Consider the following 20,520-nt stretch of genomic DNA (forward strand, 5'->3'; position numbering starts at 1 on the left):
ACGAATCTAGGTTACCGATATTATTTATGTAAGATAAACACAGATGGTTTTTTATACCAAATCGTTTTCAAGTAAATATTCAGCTATTTGGATGGTATTTGTAGCAGCTCCTTTTCGTAGGTTATCGGCAACAATCCACATGTTTAGTGTGTTAGGTTGCGTTTCATCTCTACGAAGGCGTCCAACAAAAACCTCATCTTTGTCATGCGCATAAATTGGCATTGGATAGGTGTTGGTTTCTGTGTTATCCTGTAATACAACACCAGGAGTTTCGCTAAGCATATTGCGAACATCCGATAAATCAAAATCATTTTCAAATTCAACGTTTACAGACTCGGAGTGCCCCCCTGCTGTTGGAATACGAACGGCTGTAGCGGTAACTGAAAAGGTACTGTCATTAAATATTTTTTGCGGCTCGCGTGCAAGTTTCATTTCTTCTTTGGTATAACCATTTTCCATAAACACATCGCAATGTGGTAAAGCGTTTTTGCCAATAGGGTAAGGGTATGCCATTTCACCTTCAATACCAGCAATTTCATTTTCCAATTGTTTTACAGCTTTCACACCAGTACCAGAAACTGACTGATAAGTAGAAACGACTACTCGCTTCATTTGGTACGCCTTATGTAGTGGAGCCAAAGCCATTACCATTTGTATAGTCGAACAATTGGGGTTGGCTATAATTTTATCATCTTTAGTTAATTCTTGTGCATTAATTTCCGGAACTACTAACTTTTTAGTAGGATCCATGCGCCAAGCAGAGGAATTATCAACTACGGTCGTGCCTACTTCAGCAAATTTAGGAGCCCATTCTAGAGAAGTGTCCCCACCAGCCGAGAAAATAGCGATTTGTGGTCTAGCAGCAACAGCATCCGCCAATCCAATAACGGTATATTCCTTATTTTTAAAAGTCATTTTTTTTCCAACAGAACGCTCTGATGCAACTAATAATAATTCGGTAATAGGAAAATTACGTTCTTCCAATACTTTTAGCATAACCTCGCCAACCATGCCAGTGGCCCCTACAACAGCTATTTTCATTCGTTTAAATTTTAAGATAATTAAGTATGCAAAACTAAGTATTAATTCTATTTTAAAATCCAAAAAAAGGCCTCAATTTTTAAAACGGAGGCCTTTTTAACAACAAATAACACAGCGTTATATATGTAACAATTTGTTATTTTTTTAACAAATCACGTATTTCAGCAAGTAGCTCTTCTTGAGAAGGACCTTTTGGTGCTTCTGGAGCCGGTGCTTCTTTCTTTTTTAATTTATTAATGCCCTTTATTAGCATGAACATAACAAATGCAACAATAATAAAGTCAATAACGCTAGTTAAAAAGGCTCCCCACATTACAGATACTTCGCCTTCAATAACACCTTCGGCATTAGCAACCCCTTCTTTAATAATGTATTTTAAATCTTTGAAATCTGCTTTGAAGATTAATCCAATCAGTGGAGATACAATGCCACCTGTAAAAATGGTTACAACTTCTTTAAAAGCAGCACCCATTACAAAACCAACTGCAATGTCTACAAGGTTGCCCTTCATTGCAAATTCTTTAAATTCTTTTAACATAATAATACATTTTTAGTTAGTGAATAACTAAAATAGCTAAAAAACTTACATAATAAAAATTAGAAGTGTCAACTATCTTAAGATAATACGTTTAATGCGCTGTGAGATAGCCGTAATTAATTCGTACGAAATGGTGTTGGCGGTTTCGGCTAAGTCTTCTGCAGAAGCGTTTTGTCCAAAAACAATAACTTCGTCCCCTTCGTTACAATCTATATCGGTAACATTAACCATAATCATATCCATACAAACATTGCCTATAATAGGGGCGCGTTTATTGTTTATAAAAACAAAACCATTGCCTTGTCCATATTGCCTGCCAATACCATCGGCATGACCAATAGGGAGCGTTGCTATTTTCTGGTCAGAATCACTTTTAAAGCCTCGGTTATAGCCTACAGAATCGCCTCTTTTTATGGTATGGATTTGAGAAATAACGGTTTTTAATGTTGCAATAGGATTTAAATGTTTGTTTTCTTTTTTAGAATTTCCAAAACCATATAGTCCAATACCACTCCTAACCATATCGAAATGAGCTTCGGGATAGTTTAGTATGCCCGAGGTATTACATAAATGAAACAAGGGTTTGTAATTGAGTTTTTCTATAATGCTTTTAGAAATATTTTTGAAACTATTTATTTGTTTTAAAGTAAATACTTTTTCGGCAAGGTCTTCGCTGGCAGCCAAATGAGAAAAAATAGATGTTGCATGTATAGCAACTGTGTTGTTTAGTTTAGAAACGATTTCATCTACATCGTACTCATTAAAACCAAGTCGGTTTAGCCCAGTGTTGAATTTTATATGAACGGGGTAATTGGTTTGGTTGTTTTTTGAAGCTGCCGATAAAAATGCATCAAAAATTTTCAAGCTGTATAAACTAGGCTCTAGGCGGTGTTCTATTATTGCACTAAAATTTGCACTAAGTGGGTGTAGTACCAAAATAGGAGTTTTAATGCCCGCTTTACGAAGCGCAATGCCTTCGTTGGTGTAGGCTACGGCAAAGTAATCGATATTTAAGCTTTCTAGGGATTTAGCAATAGTATTGGCATCGTTGCCGTAAGCAAAAGCCTTAACCACGGCCAAAAATTTTGTTGTATCGTTTAGCTTCGATTTTAGGTACTCAAAATTATGTTTAAGTGCTTTTAAATCAATTTCAAGTACAGTTTCTTGCGCTTTAGGCATTTGGGTCTTTGGGTTTGGAGGTGATTTCTTCGGCATCGTTAACCCTCATGTTTCTAACTTTATCTCGCATAGTTGCTTTATAATATGCGGCCCTACTTAAAGGTTCATATTCTTCAACCTCACCCAAAAGCACCAGATTGTCGTTAGTGGATTTTCTATAACTATATTGGGCTAAGTTCCCTGTTCTGGTGCAAATAGCATGTACTTTGGTAACATATTCGGCAGTAGCCATTAAAAAAGGCATGGGGCCAAAAGGGTTGCCTTTAAAATCCATATCCAGTCCCGCAACAATAACACGAACACCTTTATTAGCCAGGTCGTTACAAACACGAACAATTTCATCGTCAAAAAATTGGGCTTCATCAATACCAACTACATCACAACCATCGGCCAAAATAGGTATGTTGGCAGCAGCTGGAACTGGAGTCGAACGAATTTCATTGTCGTCGTGAGAGACTACCATGTCTTCGTTATAACGTACGTCAATAGAAGGTTTAAATATCTCTACTTTCTGTCTAGCAAATTGAGCACGTTTAAGACGGCGAATCAATTCTTCGGTTTTTCCCGAAAACATCGAGCCACAGATAACTTCAATCCAGCCAAATTGTTCTTTATGATTTACTGTGTTTTCAAGAAACATTTTGTAATTTTAACACTAAAACAAAGCAATTATTGGTTTGTATAAAGGTGGCGTAAATTTATTAAAAAATAAAAGCCTAAAGAGTATTAATTAAAAAAAATTAAACCTATGAAAAAGAAGCTAGAGTCTGAACTGATAAGTATAGCGCATCGGATTCTTAAGTTAAAAGGAAAGGATGATGTTATTAAGATGCATGAAGAGGTATCGGCTCTTTTCGAAAAATTAACGGTATTAAAGTTTGCACATGAGAATTTTGAAGAAGATATGCCAACCATTGGTAGTGACTCTTCTTTTTTTGGGATGTTAGATACTGCGTTTAACAATAAAATAAGTGATACAATTGAAGTTGAGGACAAATTATATATTAATTTGGATGAGGTTGAAGACGACCAAATTATGGAACCTGTAATGGAAACGATTAAGGATATGGTTGCTCAAATGCCCCAAGAGACACAAGAAATAGATACTATTTTTGAAGAAGCCATACCCAAACCAAAATACGATAAAAACGATTTTGAAGACATCACCGCAGGGTTTGAGGATGTTCCAGTTTTCGATCCAGTTCCTAAGTCTGTAAATGGGCAATCTGAAGAAAGAAAATCACTTAACGACAAATTAAAAACGGGGGGGTTAACAATTGGGTTAAATGATAAACTGGCCTTTATAAAGCACCTGTTTGATGGTAAAAACGAAGATTACGATCGGGTAATATCCCAAATAAATACAGCAGGTTCCTTCAAAGATGCCAAGCACTTTATTCAAGAATTTGTAAAACCAGATTATGATAATTGGACTGGCAAAGAAGAATTTGAAGCACGATTTATGGAAATTATTGAAGGGAAGTTTTAATAATGAGTAAACTTTATATTGTGCCTACACCAATAGGTAATTTAAAAGATATAACCTTTAGGGCTATAGAGGTTTTAAAGGATGTCGACTTAATTTTAGCAGAAGATACGCGTACTTCTGGAAAGTTATTAAAGCATTTTGAAATTACCACACACATGCAGTCCCATCATATGCACAACGAGCATAAGACCGTCGAGGGGCTTGTTCAGCGTATAAAAAGTGGAACCTCAGTTGCATTAATTAGTGATGCAGGAACACCGGCAATTTCCGATCCAGGGTTTTTATTAACGCGAGCATGTATCGAAAATAATATTGAAGTAGATTGTTTGCCTGGAGCTACAGCTTTTGTGCCGGCTTTGGTAAACTCTGGTTTGCCCAACGATAAGTTTGTTTTTGAAGGGTTTTTGCCTGTTAAAAAAGGAAGGCAAACGAGATTACTCTTATTGGCCGAAGAGACCCGGACTATGATTTTTTATGAAAGTCCGCATAAACTCGTAAAAACACTGGGACACTTTTGTGAGTATTTTGGAGATGATAGATCTGTTTCCGTTTCAAGGGAATTGACCAAATTATATGAGGAAACAGTTCGGGGAACAGCAAAAGAAGTATTAGAACATTACGTGAAAAAGCAACCAAAAGGAGAGATTGTTATTGTGGTTGGGGGTAAAAGTAAACTTTAATGAATACAATAAATACCAATACAGTCCGCTATCTTTCACTTTTCTTTACTATTGTCACTTTAAGTTTTGTTAGTATGTGCCAAGCGCAAGATATTACTATACCATTGTGGAAGGAAGGTATTCCCAATCAACGAAAAACTTCAGAGAAAGAAATTGCAACTAAAACAGATATATTGCGAATAGGCAATGTTCAAAAGCCTACATTGGCTTGTTATTTCCCTCCCGATTCCATAAACACCCATAAAGCCATTATTATTTGCCCTGGAGGCGCTTATAAAATATTAGCATACAATTTAGAAGGAACTACCATTGCAAAATGGTTTCAGGAAAGAGGTATTGCAGCCTTCGTTTTAAAGTATAGGTTGCCAACATCTAATTCACTCGTTATTCCGCACAAGGCACCGCTTCAAGACTTGCAAAAAGCTGTTAGACTTGTACGGCATAAAGCTGGCGACTGGCAAATTTCTGAAAATAACGTAGGTGTTATGGGGTTTTCAGCTGGGGGGCATTTAGTTTCGACTTTGGGAGTGCATTATAACGAAGAAACGTATCAACCAAGGAGGTTAGAAGATTCGCTGAGTGCAAGACCTGATTTTATGGCACTGCTATACCCGGTAATAACTATGAATGCATCCTATGCCCACAAAGGATCTATTAATAATTTATTAGGGGATTCACCTCCTCAAACACTTTTGGACTATTATTCTAACGAACAACATATTAATAGCCAAACGCCACCAACATTTTTAGTTCATGCTACAGATGACCGTGGCGTGCCTGTTGAAAATACTTTGGCATTTTACCAGAAATTAAAAATAGCAAGTGTTCCAGCAGAGATGCATGTCTATCAAGAAGGGGGGCATGGGTTTGGGATAGCTCCAAATAACGAACAGCTTCACACATGGATTGATTTATTATATAATTGGATTTTAAATTTAGATAACAAATAGAAACAAAATGACCTTAGAAACGTTTAAGAATAAACTCAAACAGACACCAAAAGATGTAACGTTTTCAGAAACCATGAAGGTAATAGAGGCTAATTACGAATTTACGCCTACGGCATTTAAAAATGGAGCCTTGCAAAATGAAGTTGGGGAGAATTCAGGCTCTTGTAAATTGTTTGCTTTTGCAAAACTTCAGGGGCTTACAAAAGAAGAAACCTTAGCCTGTTTTGGCGCTTTTTATTATGAAGACGTATTAAAAGACCCCCACGGAGAAGGGCATCAAAATATTAGAAATTTTATAAAAACCAGTTTCGAAGGGTTAATTTTTGAAGGACAGCCCCTTAGCAAACTATAAACAAAAAAATAAACAGATGAAAAATTATAAAGCGGTAATTTTATTGTTAAGTGCCTCTGTGCTAATAACAGGGTGTAAGTCTAATGAGCCAGAAAAAAAAGAGGTAGTAGATAATCCAAAAAATGTCATCCTATTAATAGGAGATGGGATGGGGCTCTCGCAAGTTTCAAGTAGTTTTTATTTTGGGAATGAAACGTCCAGTTTTGAACGATTCAAACAAATAGGTTTTATTAAAACATCTTCCCAAAGTGATTTGATTACCGATTCTGCTGCTGGAGCAACCGCTTTTTCGGCTGGGGTAAAGACCTATAATGGTGCTATTGGAGTAGATAAGGATACCTTGGTGGTACCGCTAATAACCGATAAGGCCTCAAAAAATCAAGTTGCTACGGGAGTCATTAGTACCTCTTCGGTTACTCATGCTACACCAGCTTCTTTTTTCGCCCATGTTAAACGTAGAAGTATGGAAGAAGCAATAGCAGCACAGTTACCAGAGTCGTCAATAGATTTCTTTGCAGGGGCTGGTAACGATTTCTTTTTTAAGCGTAAAGATAGTACCGATTTGAGCACTGCCTTTTCTAAAAATGGATTTGTTGTTGATACGGTCTCTCTTAATACATCGCAAAACCTTGATGGCAATAAAAAATACGGTTTTTTGTTAGCTCCAAAGAGCATGCCTAAAATGAGTGAAGGACGCGGAGATTTTTTAAGTCAGGCAACCCGTTTGGGAGTAGATTACCTGTCTAAAAACAAAGCTGGCTTTTTTTTAATGGTGGAAGGGTCACAAATAGATTGGGGAGGCCATGCAAACGATTCAGATTATATTGTTGAAGAAGTAAAAGACTTTAGTAAAGTTATTGGAGAAGTACTTGATTTTGCAGAGAAAGACGGCAATACACTGGTTGTTGTAACGGCCGATCATGAAACTGGGGGCTATACGCTTGCTTCTGAAAATGGAAACTATAATAAGATTAAAGGAAGCTTTTCAACTGGAGGGCATTCAGCTACGTTAATACCTGTGTTTGCTTATGGGCCAGGAGCCGAAAATTTTCAGGGGATTTATGAAAACAATGCCATATACCATAAAATTATTCAGTTAACCCAATGGGGGAAATAATGAACTATAATGGATGTCTTATTACATGACATACAGCAATGTACTATTTGCAAAGACCACTTGCCATTGGGACCACGACCGGTTATGTCGGCACATCCGGAATCTAAAATTGTGATTATTGGTCAGGCACCGGGAACAAAGGTACATGCTTCGGGTGTTCCATGGGACGATGCTAGTGGTAAGCAATTGCGCAAGTGGTTGGGTGTTACCGATGAAACATTTTACGATGCTACCAAATTTGCTATTATACCTATGGGTTTTTGTTATCCAGGAAAAGGAAAAACAGGTGATTTGCCACCTCGTCACGAATGTGCGCCACAATGGCACCGAGCCTTATTGGATAAGTTGTCAAAAGTAGAGCTGGTTATTTTAATAGGGCTCTATGCACAAAACTATTATTTAAAAGATCGGGCTAAGAAAACGTTGACCGAAACGGTTCGTGATTATAAAATGTATTTGCCTACATATTTACCTTTACCCCATCCGTCACCCAGAAACCGATTTTGGCTTAGTAAAAATCCTTGGTTTGAAGATGAAGTGTTACCAATTTTAAGACAACAAGTAAAATCTATCCTTAACCTGTAAATGGTTCACATAAAATAAGCTTTACTAAGAATTAACCTAATCATTCCTGGTGAGGTTTTGTCTAATATCTAATGATCTAAATATGTTTTCCTTTCTCCCAACCATGTTTCCCTAGAAATTGTTCTCCACTTTCTACAGCACCCTCTTCAATAGAAGTTCCCATGCTATCGTTCCAGCGATTTAAATAACCAAAAAGAGAAATAACACCTAGCATTTCTACTATTTCGCCTTCGTTCCAATATTTGTATAAACGTTTTTTTATAGTGTCGTCAACAGCATTTGGAATTTGAGAAGCCGCTAAGCTAAAATCCAAAGCAGCACGCTCGGCCTCATTAAAAGATGGGTGTGTGCGGTATTCCCATATGTTATCCAATTGTTCTTGCTCGGCACCATAGCGTTCTGCGGCACGTATGGCATGTGCTTGGCAATATCGGCAGCCTGTTGCGTTGCTTGAAACCCAGGCAATCATTCGTTTTAAGGCAGAACTTACCCGACCTTCATTGGCCATAACAGCCATATTCAAATTGATAAATGCTTTGCTAATGGCGGGTCGGTGTTGCATGGTAAGCACCGAATTGGGACAGAACCCAAGTGTTTCATTAAAGAAATTGGCTAGCTTTTTAGTTTCTGAATCGTGGTCGGCAGATAAAGGTGATACTAAAGGCATAATTATATTTTTTAGTAGTATTTTTGAATTCACAAGTAACAAAATAATTTATAAAACATGGCAAATCATATAACAACAAAGTGGTTAGGTAACATGAAGTTTGAAAGCAATAATCCATCTGGGCATAATCTGTTTATAGATGCAGGGCCTGAGAATGATGGTAATGGAGAAGGATATCGTCCTAAAGCTTTAATGTTGTCGGCATTGGCAGGTTGTTCGGGAATAGATGTGGGATCTCTTATAAAAAAAATGAAATTGGAGGTAGACGATTTTAATATTGAGATAGACGCCGAACTTACCGAAGAGCATCCAAAATATTATCATAAAGTTACGATGGACTTTCACTTTTACGGAGCAGCATTAAATGAGAAGAAACTTAAAAAAGCAGTAGACTTATCCGTTGATAAGTATTGTGGTGTTATGGCCATGTTCCGAAAGTTTGCAGATGTACAGGTGAATACATTTTTTAATAAGTAATCAAGTTGTCTAAAATGAATAAGTTAAGCGTTTTAGTTTTTAGTGTATTATTTATAGGGTTGGGGTATGCACAGCAAAAAGTACATGTTGTTTCCCATAATGGCGAGACCATTGTTACCGATCCGTCAAAGGGAAGTAACAGCTACAAGAGGCTAGCTGTTTTTCCAGAAAAGTCAAAAGAAATACGTAGTATCATTTTAAACTTAAAGTTTGAGTGTCCCGATAAGATGCGTTGTGCCGATTGGGATTATGTCGATCATATAAAAGCACGTCAAAAAAATGATTCGACTGTTTACGAAATTGCACGCATGCTAACCCCTTATGGTGGTTTTTTTCAGAAAGATTGGGGGTTTGAGTGGCGTGTAGATGTTACCGACTTTAGTTTGGTTTTAAGAGATGATGTTGAGATTGATTATATCCATACAGGCTATGAAGACAACAAAACGCGAGGATGGAAAGTTACTGTAGATTTCGAGATCACTTATGGTACACCAGTAGCCAATCCGTTGGCAATACATAAGGTTTATGACGGGAGTTTTAAATATGGTTACAAAGATGATCCTATTGAAAACCATTTAGTGCCTACAACTTTTAATGCCAATACAAAAACGAATTTCTCTAAGGTTAAGATCCATCAAACAGGCCATGGTATGGATGCTAATGGCTGTGGTGAGTTTTGTAGTAAGTATCGCGATATTGTATTTAACGGTGAGGTTGTGGATCATAAGGATTTATGGATGGAATGTGGAGACAACCCCTTATTCCCACAGGCTGGAACCTGGATTTTTGATCGGGCCAATTGGTGTCCCGGATATTTGGTGCAGCCGGATGAGGTTTTATTAAGTACTGCTCCCGGTAAACCATTTACGGTCGATATAAATATGGAGCCTTATGAAACTGAAAAACCTAGTGCAAATGAACTGTTGTCGGCATTTGTTATAGAATATGAAAAACCGAATGCGCAAAATGATGTGACCTTGATTGATATCATCCAGCCGTCAACACGTTTAGAACACAGCAGAAAGAATCCTTTTGGAGGATTGCCAGTAATAATGGTAAAGAATAATGGAAGTAAGCCATTAAAGAAAATGACCGTTACTTATTTTATTGAAGGCGAAAAACCCCAAAAGCATCAATGGGCGGGACACATTAATTTTGGAGATATGGCAGCCATAACCTTGCCTACCGAAGTATTTAGTAAAAAAACGCAGGCCAAGTTTCATGTTACACTATCAAGGCCCAATGGGAAAAAGGATGCTTTTAAGGCCGATAATACATTGGAGTCCGACTACGAACGCCCAGATATATTACCGGAAACGATAGTCGTATATTATAAGACCAATAACAAACCCGGACAAAATACGTATCGTATCCAAAATAGTTTTGGAGAGATCGCTTTTGCTAAAGATAGTACAAATATGAAGCCTGGTACGGTTTACCAAGATACAATCACCTTAAAACCGGGCAATTATAATTTTAAGTTTAACGATACCAAAGGAGATGGTTTGGAATTTTGGTTTAAAGCCAGGGATGGACGCGGCGAGGTTAAGCTATTGGATTCCCTTGGCATGGCTATTAAGCAGTTTAAATCCGATTTTGGGAGCCACATTAATTATAACTTTGCGGTGCGAACCGATATGCCCTACGAGCTAGACAATGTGCCCTCAGTAGCTGTTTTTCCAGCACGTACCAATGGCCCTATTACACTCGATTATTTTTGTAATGAATCGGCGAATGTGAAAGTACTTATAGTGGACCAAGAAGATGAAGATATTGTCTTGGAGACACATACATACAATAATTTTAGCAGAGGTCCTCTCACTTATAACTTATCGTATTTACCAAAAAAACGTTATTATATCAAGGTGTTTATGGACGAGAAGGAAGTGTATAAAAATAGAATACGATTAAAGGAATAATGTATGCGTTGGACGCTTAAACCAAAGCCAGATACACAAAAGATAAACGCTTTACAGGAAGCGCTTCAAGTAGAGGCTGGTATAGCAAACTTATTGCTACAGCGTGGTATTGAAACTTATGAAGATGCCAAGGCATTTTTTAGGCCACGTTTAGATCACTTGCACGATCCGTTTTTAATGCAGGATATGGATAAGGCGGCAATGCGTGTTAAGCAAGCGATAGCCAATGGTGAAAATATTATGGTTTATGGCGATTATGATGTGGATGGTACCACATCCGTGGCTTTAATGGCTTCCTATTTAAAAACCAGAACCGATAAGGTGACTACTTACATACCGGATCGATATGACGAGGGTTATGGGATTTCATATAAGGGCATTGATTTTGCTTCGGATAATGATATTTCGCTCATTGTTGCATTAGACTGTGGCATAAAGGCTATCGATAAAATTGCATACGCTAAAGAAAAGGGTATCGATTTTATTATTTGCGACCACCACCGTCCAGGAGATGCCATTCCCGATGCAGTAGCTGTTTTAGATCCCAAACGTTCAGATTGTAACTATCCGTATAAAGAATTGTGTGGATGCGGGGTAGGGTTTAAACTCATTCAGGCATTGGCATTACAAGAAGGCAAGACTATTGAAGATTTAATTGGATATTTGGATCTGGTAGCGACGGCCATTGGTGCCGATATTGTACCCATTACTGGGGAAAACAGGGTGTTGGCTTATTTCGGTTTACAGGTAATTAATGGTAATCCCAGACCAGGAATCCATGCTATTTTAGAGCAAATAAAAAAAGACACGCTTACCATTACCGATGTGGTTTTTATCGTGGCGCCACGAATCAATGCCGCTGGACGCATGAAACATGGAGATTATGCCGTAGCCTTATTAACTGAGACCGATATTACTGCCGCAAGAAAACTGGCTTCAGAAATAGATGCATATAATTTAGACAGACGTGAAACCGATAAACAAATTACAGAAGAAGCACTTCAACAAATTGAAGCTCAAAATGAACAAGACCGTTTTACTACGGTTGTTTATAATGAAACTTGGCATAAAGGGGTTATTGGTATTGTGGCTTCTCGATTAACCGAAACCTATTACCGCCCTACCCTGGTGTTTACAAAAAGTGGCGATAAATTGGCCGCTTCGGCACGATCAGTTTCCGGGTTCGATGTGTATAACGCCTTAGAAGCTTGTAGTGAGCATATAGAACAATTTGGCGGACATAAGTATGCAGCTGGTTTAACATTACAAGAGTCGAATTATGAAGCTTTTAAACAGGCATTTGAAGATACTGTTTCAAAAACGATTGATAAAAGGTTGCTGACACCTGAAATAAAGATCGATTCCGAATTGCATTTAAGTGATATCACACCAAGGTTTTACAGAATACTAAAACAGTTTGCTCCTTTTGGACCGGGTAATATGACACCTATTTTTCTAACAACAGATTTAAGGGATACGGGTTACGGGAAATGTGTAGGTGAAGACAAAACACATTTAAGAATTACCGTTACACAACCAGAAGCCAATCCCATTGTTTGTATTGGTTTTGGGTTGGGAGAAAAATACCCCTTAATTTCTGGACAAAAGACTTTTAAAACAGTGTATTCGGTAGATGAAAATGAATGGCAAGGTAACGTGTCGCTTCAACTCAAGCTAAGGGATATTAAAGCATAGTTTTATTTAGGTTGCCTGATTTACAAGGAAAATAATTATGGACAGGAAAGATCCTTATGCTGCTTTACGATTTAAAGAGTTCAATATCTTTTTATTGGTTCGTTTTGTTTTGGTCTTTGGTTGGTCCATGCAGTTTATTGTTATAGAATGGCAGGTGTATAGTTTAACCAAGGATCCGTTGTCTTTAGGTATTATTGGTTTAATGGAAATTATACCAGCGTTTACTATGGCACTATTTGCTGGGCATATTGTAGACCAAAAAGAAAAACGGAATTTATTGGCTTGGTGTATTGCGGCTTTTTCGCTAATTAGCATGGGATTGTTTTTGCTTACTTGGCCTGTTTTAGTGAGCGATTGGCATAGTAAAACCATTTTATATGGAATATATACTTTAGTGTTCTTCGGAGGATTTTTACGGTCTTTTTTTGGGCCGACCATTTTTTCTCTAGTCGCTTTAATAGTGCCTAAAAAAGTGTATCCCAATGCTGCTACGTGGAATAGTTCTACCTGGCAGATGGCATCGGTATTGGGGCCTGCTTTTGGTGGCTTTTCAATTAGTTGGTTAGGTGTACATTGGTCGCTTTGTATCATTTTTGGATTGGTAATTTTGGCATTGGTTATTTTATTACAGATTAAACGGAAACCCATTTTAAACCCTAAAATAGGTGAGCCTGTAGTAGAAAGTTTAAAGGAGGGAGTACGGTTTGTATTTAAAACAAAAGCTATTCTGGGCGCTATGACCTTAGATATGGTAGCTGTTTTGTTTGGAGGGGCTATTGCACTATTGCCGGTTTTTGCTCAAGATATATTAAAAGTAGGAAGCGAAGGGTTTGGCGTATTAAGAGCAGCTCCAGCTGTTGGTGCGTTTTTAACGATGTTGGTTACGGCTTATTTACCCATTAGTAAACATGCGGGAATGAAATTATTACTCGCTATTTTTGGGTTTGGTATATGCATTATCGTTTTTGGGTTGTCTTCTGTGTTTTGGATATCGCTATTGGCCTTGTTCTTTAGCGGTGTTACAGATGGGGTGTCGATGGTTATTAGACAAACAATTTTACAGATTAAAACTCCCGATCATATGCGTGGGCGTGTGGCTTCGGTTAATTCCATGTTTGTTGGATCGTCGAATGAGTTAGGTGCTTTTGAAAGTGGAGTAACTGCAAAGTTAATGGGAACAGTTACTGCAGTAGTTTTTGGAGGAACAATGACATTGTTAACGGTAATTACAACAGGTCTTGTGTCACCTTCGTTTAGGAAATTAGATCTTACCAAAGATATAGAGGCACACGAAAGGGAAGGTTAGTATTCCTTGATTTCAAAAAGTTTGCCGTCAAAGACGCCGTAGGTGTAATATGAAATCCAATCGCCTAAATTGATGTATTTAGAGGTTTCGTTAAGTGTTATGTTTAAGGGTAAATGTCTATGGCCAAATACAAAATAATCGCGATGCTTTTCTTCTAGTTTTCGTTTGCAGTATTGTACGAGCCACTCATTATCTTCGCCCAAAAAATGGATGTCTTCATCACCAGAAATCAATTTGTTTTTTACCGAAAGGTATTGCGCTAAGCGAACACCTAAATCGGGATGTAACCAACGAAACAACCATTTACTAAATGGGTTGGTAAACACTTTTTTCATGCGTTTGTAGCCTTTGTCTCCCGGCCCCAAGCCATCACCATGACCAATAAAAAAAGTACTGTTGTTAAATGTAAATTCTTTGGGTTTGTGGTAAACAGGGATATTGAGTTCTTCTTCAAAATAACCATCCATCCAAAGATCGTGATTGCCCACAAAATAATAAATAGGAATACCAGCATCACTAATTTCTGCCAGTTTGCCCAGTGTTCTGGTAAAACCTTTAGGGACAACTGTTTTGTACTCAAACCAAAAATCGAAGAGATCTCCAAGCAAAAAAATAGCAGCGGCATCATCTTTAATCTCATCTAACCAAGCAACAAATTTCTTTTCGCGAGGCAGTGAAGCTTCTTTTGTTGGAGCGCCTAAGTGGTTGTCTGAGGCAAAGTATATTTTTTTTCCCGTTGGAATTTGCATGGTGTAAATATAGTTTTTTTAGTCAGAAGACAGAAGCTATGAGTTAAAAGAGAAAAGAGATAAGCTAAAAGTTTGGAGTAGGAAGCTTGAAGACGGAAGTTAGAAGGTGGAAAAGTCATGGTTATTAGTTTACAGTTGAAAAGATACAGGAACGGTTTAAACTTTTATAGAAATAAACGCTTTTACTTTTTTTTTACCGTCAAGTAGCCCTGTTATGCAGCTCAAAAAAGCCTCTTTGATTTGTTGACCGAGGTTTTATACTAATGTTTCTCAAAGTACTTACGAAAGTTAACAAATTAAATATGTGTCCTTCGGCTAAATTACTAGTCTTTCCTAATGTATTGGGTAACGCCCTAAATGTTATCGTAAGCAAACCACTCTGCAAATGATGTCTCTGTTTCTTGAAGTTTTAGGGAGTGAAGTTCTATGTGTTCTGGCAGGCGGCTTTTTATTTTTTTTGCAAAATCGATAATCATCATTTCGCTGGTGGGTTGGTAATCTACCAACATAACATTGTGGCCGCGATCGCCTAATTCTTTGGCAAGCTCGATGTGTGGTGTGTTTTTATTAAAAACAGTTGCATGGTCGAAAACATTTACGATTTCTTCTTTTACAATTTTTTTTAGGTCGCTAAAATCAATCACCATTCCATATTTTACATTGGTTTTGTCCATAATTGGGGAGCCAATAACTGTTACCGACAGTTTGTAGCTGTGGCCGTGTACATTTTTACACTTACCGTCGTATCCGTATAGGGCATGACCGGTTTCAAAAGAAAACTGTTTAGTTATGCGAATGTTGCTCATGGGTTAAATATTTTCGATACAAAGATATTCATTTTGTAAAAGCAATTTAATTTTAGATTACATTTGCGCACTTTTGTCTACTATGGGCATGTAGTTTATTGTTTTTAAGCTATGGACAATCTTTTTGAGGCGATCGATTTTGTTGAAAATCCGCAGTATGAGCAAATCATATTAGATATCGTCAATCAACAATTTAGTATTGTTGAAAATTTTTTTACCCCCGAGGTGATCGTTTCCTTAAGACAATCGCTTTTGGAAAAGTACGAAGCAGATAGTTTTAAAAAGGCTGCCATAGGTAATAGAGTTAACGAAACCATTGTTAGATCGGTACGTGGCGATGTGATCTTGTGGATTGATGAGAGTAGGCCAAATGAGGCCGAAAGTTTATTTTTTAATAAAATAAACGAATTGGTCAATTATCTAAACCGCACGTGTTTTTTGGGGATTCTACAAAAAGAATTTCATTATGCTATTTATCCACCTGGGACTTATTATAAAAAACACATCGATACCTTTCAAAATGACGACAGGCGAAAGCTTTCCTTTGTATGCTATTTAAATGATCAAGACTGGCAACCAGAAAATGGAGGTGAACTGGTATTGTATATAGATGCTAATGGAAAACAAACAGAAAAAGTGATCTATCCATTTCCCGGGCGCGTGGTTATTTTTGAAAGCCAATTAATAGAGCATGAAGTAAAACCAGTAAACATGGAGCGATTGAGTATAACAGGTTGGTTAAAAACCCGATAATATGATTATCGTTTTCTAATCCTGTTTACAATGTATACTACAATTAAAATGATAGCTAATAGAAGAAATAGACCGTTTCCGCTAACAAATGACATGATATCCATAGGAGGTATTTATTGATTCTTTTTTTTGTTGTAATAATAAATTAAATAAGCCAGTACTACAAGAATTATAAAGGGCAGCATAGTGCCTATAAAAACACCAATCTCATAACTTTTGTCGGGAGCATTGCGTATTTTTTCTTCAATATTTATTTCTTGTAGTATAGTGAATAATAGATTCATATTGACTTTTATTCGGTAATCGATATTTTAACGTTCCGAGGCTAGCCTCGAAATCAAAAAATAAATTTCTGTAAATGCCTTGCAGCTCAAACCGAGGCAGTTTTACGATATAACAAAGTTAATTGTTTTGGGATAGCGGAATAAATATTTTCCTAAATTTTACGATTAGGGGAATGCCTCTGGCTATAATCCAAAAGGTAAGTGCAATAAAAATGGCATAGAGCTTATAGTCTAGTGAGTCTAAGAAAAACAGGATGGGTACAAATACAATAAATGTTGAGAACAATAGGACATTGCGTAAGTATTTCATTTTACCAAGACCTTTAAAAATCCCATCGAAAATAAAGGCTAACGCACAAAGCGGCTGCATGGCCAGTACAATCCAGAAAATGGCTTGAAACTCTCTTAATACTGCTGTGTCCTTAGTAAAGATATGGCCTATAGGATAATAAAGTACACCTCCTGTTACTGCTAAAATGAGCCCAACAACAATGCCGTATTTTATTAACGTGTTACTTAATTCAATAAGGGTTTTGTAGGTTTTTCCACCATATAACTTGCCAGACAAAATATTTCCTGCGCTGGCATAACCGTCAATAATAAAGGCACCAAGAAACCACAAGTTAATAGCAATGGTATAGGCTGCAATATAGCTGGGACCATAACTTGTTGCGAAAGCACTTGCATAGTAAAGGGTAACGTTTAGAGCTATGGTACGAACAAACAGGTTAAGAATCATTAATAGAAAGCGGTTAATTTCCTTGTTAAAGGGGAAGCTTAGTTTTAATGGAATAGGTGTTTTGCTAAGTAGGTAATAAGCTGAACAAAGAGCCATTAATATTTGGGCGGCAACACTGGCATAGGCAGCTCCTTTTATGTGCATGGGAGGTATAAAGCCTTGGATGCCATATACCAAAACAACATCTAAAATAATGTTTGTAACCGACCCGATTATAGCAATAACCATGGGATAATAGGTGTTTTGAAGTCCTCTAAAAGCTCCAAAAACACCAATGGTGAACAGCGTAAAAGGGAAGCCCATTACCCGTATTTTGTAATAATCGACGCTATAATCCAAAATAAGCCCAGATGCATTGTAAAGTTTAAAGATGCTGGCCGAAAAAGGAAAAGTACTTAGTATAATAAAAAGGCTTAAGCTTGTAACAATAAAAATAGCCTGAGCTGGCAGGTTTTTTATTTTATGGAGTTGATCGGCTCCAACATATTGTGAGACAATAGATGATATGGCACTTCTTGTTTGCCCTAATACCCAGATAAGCATGGATAAAAATGTTGTTACAATACCCACTGCTGCTAACGATTCGGTAGCATTATTAGGGATATTCCCCACAATAGCAGCATCGGTGAGCGATAGAATGGGCTCTGATATTCCTGCAATTAATGCCGGAATAGCTAGTTTGTTTATCTGTTTTAAGTCTATAGTTGTATTCACAGTACAAGTTCGTAGCAATAAAAAGGATGATGACTCTGATTGGGAAAGAAAATTTCCTCCAATCGTTTATAGCCGCGAAGTTCGTAAAAAATTAAGTTTTTAGGGTTCTGAGAAAACGTGTCTAATCTTATAGAGCTATAATTATTTTTTATAGCAAGGGTTTTGGCGAAGTCCATTAACTTTTGTGCATGGCCTTTACCTTGGTGTTCTGGATGGACAGCCAGTCTGTGAATATATAGGTTATTCTTGTTTGGGGTGCGCCATGAAACAGGAAGGTAAACAGCATCCATAAGGTCGGATAGGGTTATGCATCCTATTACTTTGGCATCAACTTCCATAACATATAATTCCCCTCGTGATGCATCTTTTTCAAAGGCTTCTTTATTGGGGTATGAGGCATTCCATTGGTAAATATGGTTCTTGATCATATGCGTGGCACATGCGCTGGTAATGCCCATGATTGCATGAATATCATCTGATGTCCCTTTGCGAATCATTTTTAATGCGTATTTTTGCCTAAGAATTTTTTTATAAAAGTAGTATTTAATTCGTTTTAAATGAAGAATATCCTAGTTCCTGTTGGGTCGTCCAAGAATGCAGTAAGTCACTTGCAATACGCCATAGATTTTGCTGAAGCTGTTGGCGCAAAGCTTTTTGTTGTTCAGGTTTATAATGTTTATGCTAAGGCAGGAACTATGGTTAATGTTGATAAGATCATTGAACGTGAAAGTTTAAAGAATTTAAATGATCTAATTGCTCAGGTAAATTGCAAATCGGTTGATGTGATCGTAAAAACCTTAAAAGGAAAGCTGGTAGATACTTTGGAACTGGCATGTAAGGCAGCCGATATTGATTTAATGTTACTGGAACCCAGAACAAACTCTGTAAAAGAGGAGGTTTTTTTAGGAAAAACGTCTGGTAAGATTATAAAGCAAACACAAATTCCGGCACTTATTGTACCTGAGGGTTATGTGTTTAAACCTATAAATAGCATATTGCTGGCGGTTAAATCGGCCATTATTAAAAAAGAAAATGCTTTAGTGCCTTTAATCGCCGTAAAGGATAGCTTTAAGGCAGAAATAGGTCTTTTGCTGGTAAAGACGCCGTATTATAATGATGGTGATTTTGAGCTTAATAAAGATTTAGAAAGTATTGTAAACAGTATTACTAAAACAGAAAATGCTACTACGTTTCAAGGTGTTTTACAGCATTATGAATCTCATGATCCAGACTTGCTGTGTGTGGTAAGAAGAAAGCGCGGATTCTTTACCAAAAAATGGGAAAAGAATGTTATTAAGAAAAAGGATTTTTCAAGTAATATACCTGTTTTGGTTTTAAGGGGGCTTAAATAAAAAAAACAGCATAAGTTTTTATCTTCAGAGAGGGTCTTAGGGTTGCTGATTTATTGTTTGATACGGTTGTATTTTTTCATTATTTCAATTAGTTTTTGGTGAGGTAAGGCGTAAACTTTATTTCCATTAATACCTTCCATGGTTTTGGCAGCAATCATTGCATTAATAATAGCTTCTTCAACAGCTTGAATAGTTGCTTCGAACACGTCATTCATCCAATCCTTGGAAATGGTCTCAGCCTTAGTTTTACCTTCTCTTATGTATGCATCTTGATTAGCGGTGGAGAATGCTATAAAAATGTCGCCAGAGCCATTGGCGCCAATTCCACCTAATTTCCCAATTCCTATGGGGATTCTGCGTGTAATTCTTTTTAGTTGATATGGAAGTAAGGGGATGTCGGTAGCAACGATAACAATTATGGAACCATCTCCGTTTTTTCGTCGCGATTCTGGTTGTCCGTGGTATTCAATATTTAAAGTGTCTTTTAATTCTTTACCAACAGGTACGCCGTCAATTCTAAATCGTTTTTTGTCACCAAAATTTGATTGCACTAAAACGCCAACGGTGTATGTTGTGTCAGGAAATTTTAAAATTCGGGAGGATGTACCAATACCTCCTTTAAATCCAAAGGACATCATACCTGTCCCACCGCCAACATTTCCTTCTTCAACTTTGGTTGTTGATGTATTATTGATCGCCTCTAAAACATGGTGTTCCTGAATTTGAAATCCGTAAATATCATTTAAAAAGCCGTCATAAGTTTCTGCGACTACAGGAAAGGCCCACCACCAATTCTCATTGCTCCAAGATGTATCGACCATCCATTTAAGTGTTGCTTGCCTTACGGATCCTACACTAAAAGTGTTGGTTAGCAATATAGGTGTTTCTAGAAAACCAGATTCTGTAATCCAGGTTGTACCAGTCATTTCTCCATTTCCATTCAAGCTGTACCAATTGGCATATAATGGTTTTTTCTTTTTCCCACTAGGGAATATGGCTGTTACGCCTGTTCTTATGGGTCCTTGCCCTAGTTTGTTTTTTCCGTTACCTGAAATTATTGGCTAATTCAGTTCGATTTGTGCCACCGATTTCGGAGTCATTGTGCCATTGATTTCGGTTTAAACCGTG

22 protein-coding genes are annotated in these 20,520 nt (G+C 37.3%); 12 read left to right on the forward strand and 10 right to left on the reverse strand.

The genetic code is table 11. The features are described from left to right. Positions 1 to 51: 51 nt before the first annotated feature. The 4 genes from ABD792_RS08385 to ABD792_RS08400 form a co-directional block, all read right to left on the reverse strand. Entirely contained in the window at positions 52 to 1,041 is a 990-nt protein-coding gene (locus ABD792_RS08385; protein WP_345005451.1) for an aspartate-semialdehyde dehydrogenase, read from the reverse strand. Positions 1,042 to 1,177: 136 nt separating this feature from the next. Next, positions 1,178 to 1,579, reverse strand: coding sequence for a large conductance mechanosensitive channel protein MscL (gene mscL / locus ABD792_RS08390; protein ID WP_345005452.1), 402 nt, complete (start codon positions 1,577 to 1,579; stop codon positions 1,178 to 1,180). A gap of 72 nt (positions 1,580 to 1,651) precedes the next feature. Then, a complete protein-coding gene (gene alr / locus ABD792_RS08395) occupies positions 1,652 to 2,758 on the reverse strand; it encodes an alanine racemase (RefSeq protein ID WP_345005476.1) in 1,107 nt (368 codons plus the stop codon). Next, complete coding sequence (locus ABD792_RS08400) at positions 2,751 to 3,398, reverse strand: thymidine kinase (protein WP_345005453.1); 648 nt, start codon at positions 3,396 to 3,398, stop codon at positions 2,751 to 2,753. The genes alr and ABD792_RS08400 overlap by 8 nt, the downstream gene beginning before the upstream one ends. Before the next feature lie 108 nt (positions 3,399 to 3,506). On the opposite strand from ABD792_RS08400, the gene ABD792_RS08405 reads away from it, so the two are divergent. Genes ABD792_RS08405 through ABD792_RS08430 form a run of 6 tightly spaced genes read left to right on the forward strand, consistent with a single transcriptional unit; the run spans position 3,507 to position 7,931 of the window. Further along, positions 3,507 to 4,247 carry a hypothetical protein gene (locus ABD792_RS08405; protein ID WP_345005454.1) on the forward strand — a complete coding sequence of 247 codons (741 nt, stop codon included), beginning with the start codon at positions 3,507 to 3,509 and terminating at the stop codon, positions 4,245 to 4,247. Positions 4,248 to 4,249: 2 nt separating this feature from the next. Beyond that, positions 4,250 to 4,927: a 16S rRNA (cytidine(1402)-2'-O)-methyltransferase gene (gene rsmI, locus ABD792_RS08410; RefSeq protein WP_345005455.1), complete on the forward strand. Its 678-nt coding sequence runs from the start codon at positions 4,250 to 4,252 to the stop codon at positions 4,925 to 4,927. Further along, complete coding sequence (locus ABD792_RS08415) at positions 4,927 to 5,877, forward strand: alpha/beta hydrolase (protein WP_345005456.1); 951 nt, start codon at positions 4,927 to 4,929, stop codon at positions 5,875 to 5,877. Before rsmI ends, ABD792_RS08415 begins: the two co-directional genes overlap by 1 nt. A 7-nt stretch (positions 5,878 to 5,884) precedes the next feature. Next, positions 5,885 to 6,229 (forward strand): HopJ type III effector protein, encoded by a 345-nt coding sequence (locus ABD792_RS08420; RefSeq protein ID WP_345005457.1) that lies wholly within the window; start codon positions 5,885 to 5,887, stop codon positions 6,227 to 6,229. Positions 6,230 to 6,245: 16 nt separating this feature from the next. Next, positions 6,246 to 7,346, forward strand: a complete 1,101-nt coding sequence (locus tag ABD792_RS08425) for an alkaline phosphatase (RefSeq protein WP_345005458.1) — start codon at positions 6,246 to 6,248, stop codon at positions 7,344 to 7,346. 9 nt (positions 7,347 to 7,355) lie between these two features. Continuing rightward, the gene (locus ABD792_RS08430; RefSeq protein WP_345005459.1) at positions 7,356 to 7,931 is read left to right on the forward strand and encodes a uracil-DNA glycosylase family protein; all 576 of its coding nucleotides are present in this window, start codon (positions 7,356 to 7,358) and stop codon (positions 7,929 to 7,931) included. 76 nt (positions 7,932 to 8,007) lie between these two features. On the opposite strand, the gene ABD792_RS08435 is transcribed toward ABD792_RS08430, so the two are convergent. Then, a complete protein-coding gene (locus ABD792_RS08435) occupies positions 8,008 to 8,598 on the reverse strand; it encodes a carboxymuconolactone decarboxylase family protein (RefSeq protein ID WP_345005461.1) in 591 nt (196 codons plus the stop codon). A 57-nt stretch (positions 8,599 to 8,655) separates the two neighbouring features. Here ABD792_RS08435 and ABD792_RS08440 point away from each other — a divergent pair, with 57 nt between their 5' ends. The 4 genes from ABD792_RS08440 to ABD792_RS08455 are packed head-to-tail and all read left to right on the forward strand — an operon-like array spanning position 8,656 to position 13,995. After that, entirely contained in the window at positions 8,656 to 9,075 is a 420-nt protein-coding gene (locus ABD792_RS08440) for an OsmC family protein (RefSeq protein WP_345005463.1), read from the forward strand. Between the two features lie 14 nt (positions 9,076 to 9,089). After that, positions 9,090 to 10,994 (forward strand): peptide-N-glycosidase F-related protein, encoded by a 1,905-nt coding sequence (locus ABD792_RS08445; protein ID WP_345005464.1) that lies wholly within the window; start codon positions 9,090 to 9,092, stop codon positions 10,992 to 10,994. Between the two features lie 3 nt (positions 10,995 to 10,997). After that, on the forward strand, positions 10,998 to 12,689 hold the full coding sequence (gene recJ / locus ABD792_RS08450) for a single-stranded-DNA-specific exonuclease RecJ (protein WP_345005465.1): 1,692 nt from the start codon (positions 10,998 to 11,000) through the stop codon (positions 12,687 to 12,689). Positions 12,690 to 12,726: 37 nt separating this feature from the next. Next, positions 12,727 to 13,995, forward strand: a complete 1,269-nt coding sequence (locus ABD792_RS08455; RefSeq protein ID WP_345005466.1) for an MFS transporter — start codon at positions 12,727 to 12,729, stop codon at positions 13,993 to 13,995. On the opposite strand, the gene ABD792_RS08460 is transcribed toward ABD792_RS08455, so the two are convergent. Beyond that, a complete protein-coding gene (locus ABD792_RS08460; RefSeq protein ID WP_345005468.1) occupies positions 13,992 to 14,744 on the reverse strand; it encodes a UDP-2,3-diacylglucosamine diphosphatase in 753 nt (250 codons plus the stop codon). The genes ABD792_RS08455 and ABD792_RS08460 overlap by 4 nt on opposite strands. A gap of 353 nt (positions 14,745 to 15,097) precedes the next feature. Continuing rightward, positions 15,098 to 15,550, reverse strand: a complete 453-nt coding sequence (locus ABD792_RS08465) for a 6-pyruvoyl trahydropterin synthase family protein (protein ID WP_345005469.1) — start codon at positions 15,548 to 15,550, stop codon at positions 15,098 to 15,100. 111 nt (positions 15,551 to 15,661) lie between these two features. Here ABD792_RS08465 and ABD792_RS08470 point away from each other — a divergent pair, with 111 nt between their 5' ends. After that, on the forward strand, positions 15,662 to 16,303 hold the full coding sequence (locus ABD792_RS08470) for a 2OG-Fe(II) oxygenase (RefSeq protein WP_345005470.1): 642 nt from the start codon (positions 15,662 to 15,664) through the stop codon (positions 16,301 to 16,303). 402 nt (positions 16,304 to 16,705) lie between these two features. Here the strand turns inward: ABD792_RS08470 and ABD792_RS08475 are convergent, their stop codons facing one another. Then, positions 16,706 to 18,040, reverse strand: a complete 1,335-nt coding sequence (locus tag ABD792_RS08475; protein WP_345005472.1) for an MATE family efflux transporter — start codon at positions 18,038 to 18,040, stop codon at positions 16,706 to 16,708. Beyond that, positions 18,037 to 18,537 carry a GNAT family N-acetyltransferase gene (locus ABD792_RS08480; RefSeq protein WP_345005473.1) on the reverse strand — a complete coding sequence of 167 codons (501 nt, stop codon included), beginning with the start codon at positions 18,535 to 18,537 and terminating at the stop codon, positions 18,037 to 18,039. The genes ABD792_RS08475 and ABD792_RS08480 overlap by 4 nt, the downstream gene beginning before the upstream one ends. Positions 18,538 to 18,597: 60 nt before the next feature. Between ABD792_RS08480 and ABD792_RS08485 the strand changes: the two genes are divergently transcribed. Beyond that, entirely contained in the window at positions 18,598 to 19,392 is a 795-nt protein-coding gene (locus ABD792_RS08485) for a universal stress protein (protein WP_345005474.1), read from the forward strand. 50 nt (positions 19,393 to 19,442) lie between these two features. On the opposite strand, the gene ABD792_RS08490 is transcribed toward ABD792_RS08485, so the two are convergent. Continuing rightward, positions 19,443 to 20,450 carry a DmpA family aminopeptidase gene (locus ABD792_RS08490; RefSeq protein WP_345005477.1) on the reverse strand — a complete coding sequence of 336 codons (1,008 nt, stop codon included), beginning with the start codon at positions 20,448 to 20,450 and terminating at the stop codon, positions 19,443 to 19,445. Between the last annotated feature and the right edge of the window lie 70 nt (positions 20,451 to 20,520).

The organism is Snuella lapsa (assembly GCF_039539345.1).
In the GTDB taxonomy this organism is placed as follows: domain Bacteria; phylum Bacteroidota; class Bacteroidia; order Flavobacteriales; family Flavobacteriaceae; genus Snuella; species Snuella lapsa.

Excerpts from the sequence above, each read along its gene's own strand:
- ABD792_RS08480 (WP_345005473.1), bottom strand. The coding sequence starts at position 18,537 with ATGATTCGCAAAGGGACATCAGATGATATTCATGCAATCATGGGCATT.
- recJ (WP_345005465.1), top strand. The coding sequence starts at position 10,998 with ATGCGTTGGACGCTTAAACCAAAGCCAGATACACAAAAGATAAACGCT.
- ABD792_RS08465 (WP_345005469.1), bottom strand. The coding sequence starts at position 15,550 with ATGAGCAACATTCGCATAACTAAACAGTTTTCTTTTGAAACCGGTCAT.
- ABD792_RS08425 (WP_345005458.1), top strand. The coding sequence starts at position 6,246 with ATGAAAAATTATAAAGCGGTAATTTTATTGTTAAGTGCCTCTGTGCTA.
- rsmI (WP_345005455.1), top strand. The coding sequence starts at position 4,250 with ATGAGTAAACTTTATATTGTGCCTACACCAATAGGTAATTTAAAAGAT.
- ABD792_RS08460 (WP_345005468.1), bottom strand. The coding sequence starts at position 14,744 with ATGCAAATTCCAACGGGAAAAAAAATATACTTTGCCTCAGACAACCAC.
- ABD792_RS08435 (WP_345005461.1), bottom strand. The coding sequence starts at position 8,598 with ATGCCTTTAGTATCACCTTTATCTGCCGACCACGATTCAGAAACTAAA.
- mscL (WP_345005452.1), bottom strand. The coding sequence starts at position 1,579 with ATGTTAAAAGAATTTAAAGAATTTGCAATGAAGGGCAACCTTGTAGAC.
- ABD792_RS08430 (WP_345005459.1), top strand. The coding sequence starts at position 7,356 with ATGGATGTCTTATTACATGACATACAGCAATGTACTATTTGCAAAGAC.
- ABD792_RS08445 (WP_345005464.1), top strand. The coding sequence starts at position 9,090 with ATGAATAAGTTAAGCGTTTTAGTTTTTAGTGTATTATTTATAGGGTTG.
- ABD792_RS08440 (WP_345005463.1), top strand. The coding sequence starts at position 8,656 with ATGGCAAATCATATAACAACAAAGTGGTTAGGTAACATGAAGTTTGAA.
- ABD792_RS08455 (WP_345005466.1), top strand. The coding sequence starts at position 12,727 with ATGGACAGGAAAGATCCTTATGCTGCTTTACGATTTAAAGAGTTCAAT.
- ABD792_RS08405 (WP_345005454.1), top strand. The coding sequence starts at position 3,507 with ATGAAAAAGAAGCTAGAGTCTGAACTGATAAGTATAGCGCATCGGATT.
- ABD792_RS08420 (WP_345005457.1), top strand. The coding sequence starts at position 5,885 with ATGACCTTAGAAACGTTTAAGAATAAACTCAAACAGACACCAAAAGAT.
- ABD792_RS08470 (WP_345005470.1), top strand. The coding sequence starts at position 15,662 with ATGGACAATCTTTTTGAGGCGATCGATTTTGTTGAAAATCCGCAGTAT.
- alr (WP_345005476.1), bottom strand. The coding sequence starts at position 2,758 with ATGCCTAAAGCGCAAGAAACTGTACTTGAAATTGATTTAAAAGCACTT.
- ABD792_RS08400 (WP_345005453.1), bottom strand. The coding sequence starts at position 3,398 with ATGTTTCTTGAAAACACAGTAAATCATAAAGAACAATTTGGCTGGATT.
- ABD792_RS08385 (WP_345005451.1), bottom strand. The coding sequence starts at position 1,041 with ATGAAAATAGCTGTTGTAGGGGCCACTGGCATGGTTGGCGAGGTTATG.
- ABD792_RS08415 (WP_345005456.1), top strand. The coding sequence starts at position 4,927 with ATGAATACAATAAATACCAATACAGTCCGCTATCTTTCACTTTTCTTT.
- ABD792_RS08485 (WP_345005474.1), top strand. The coding sequence starts at position 18,598 with ATGAAGAATATCCTAGTTCCTGTTGGGTCGTCCAAGAATGCAGTAAGT.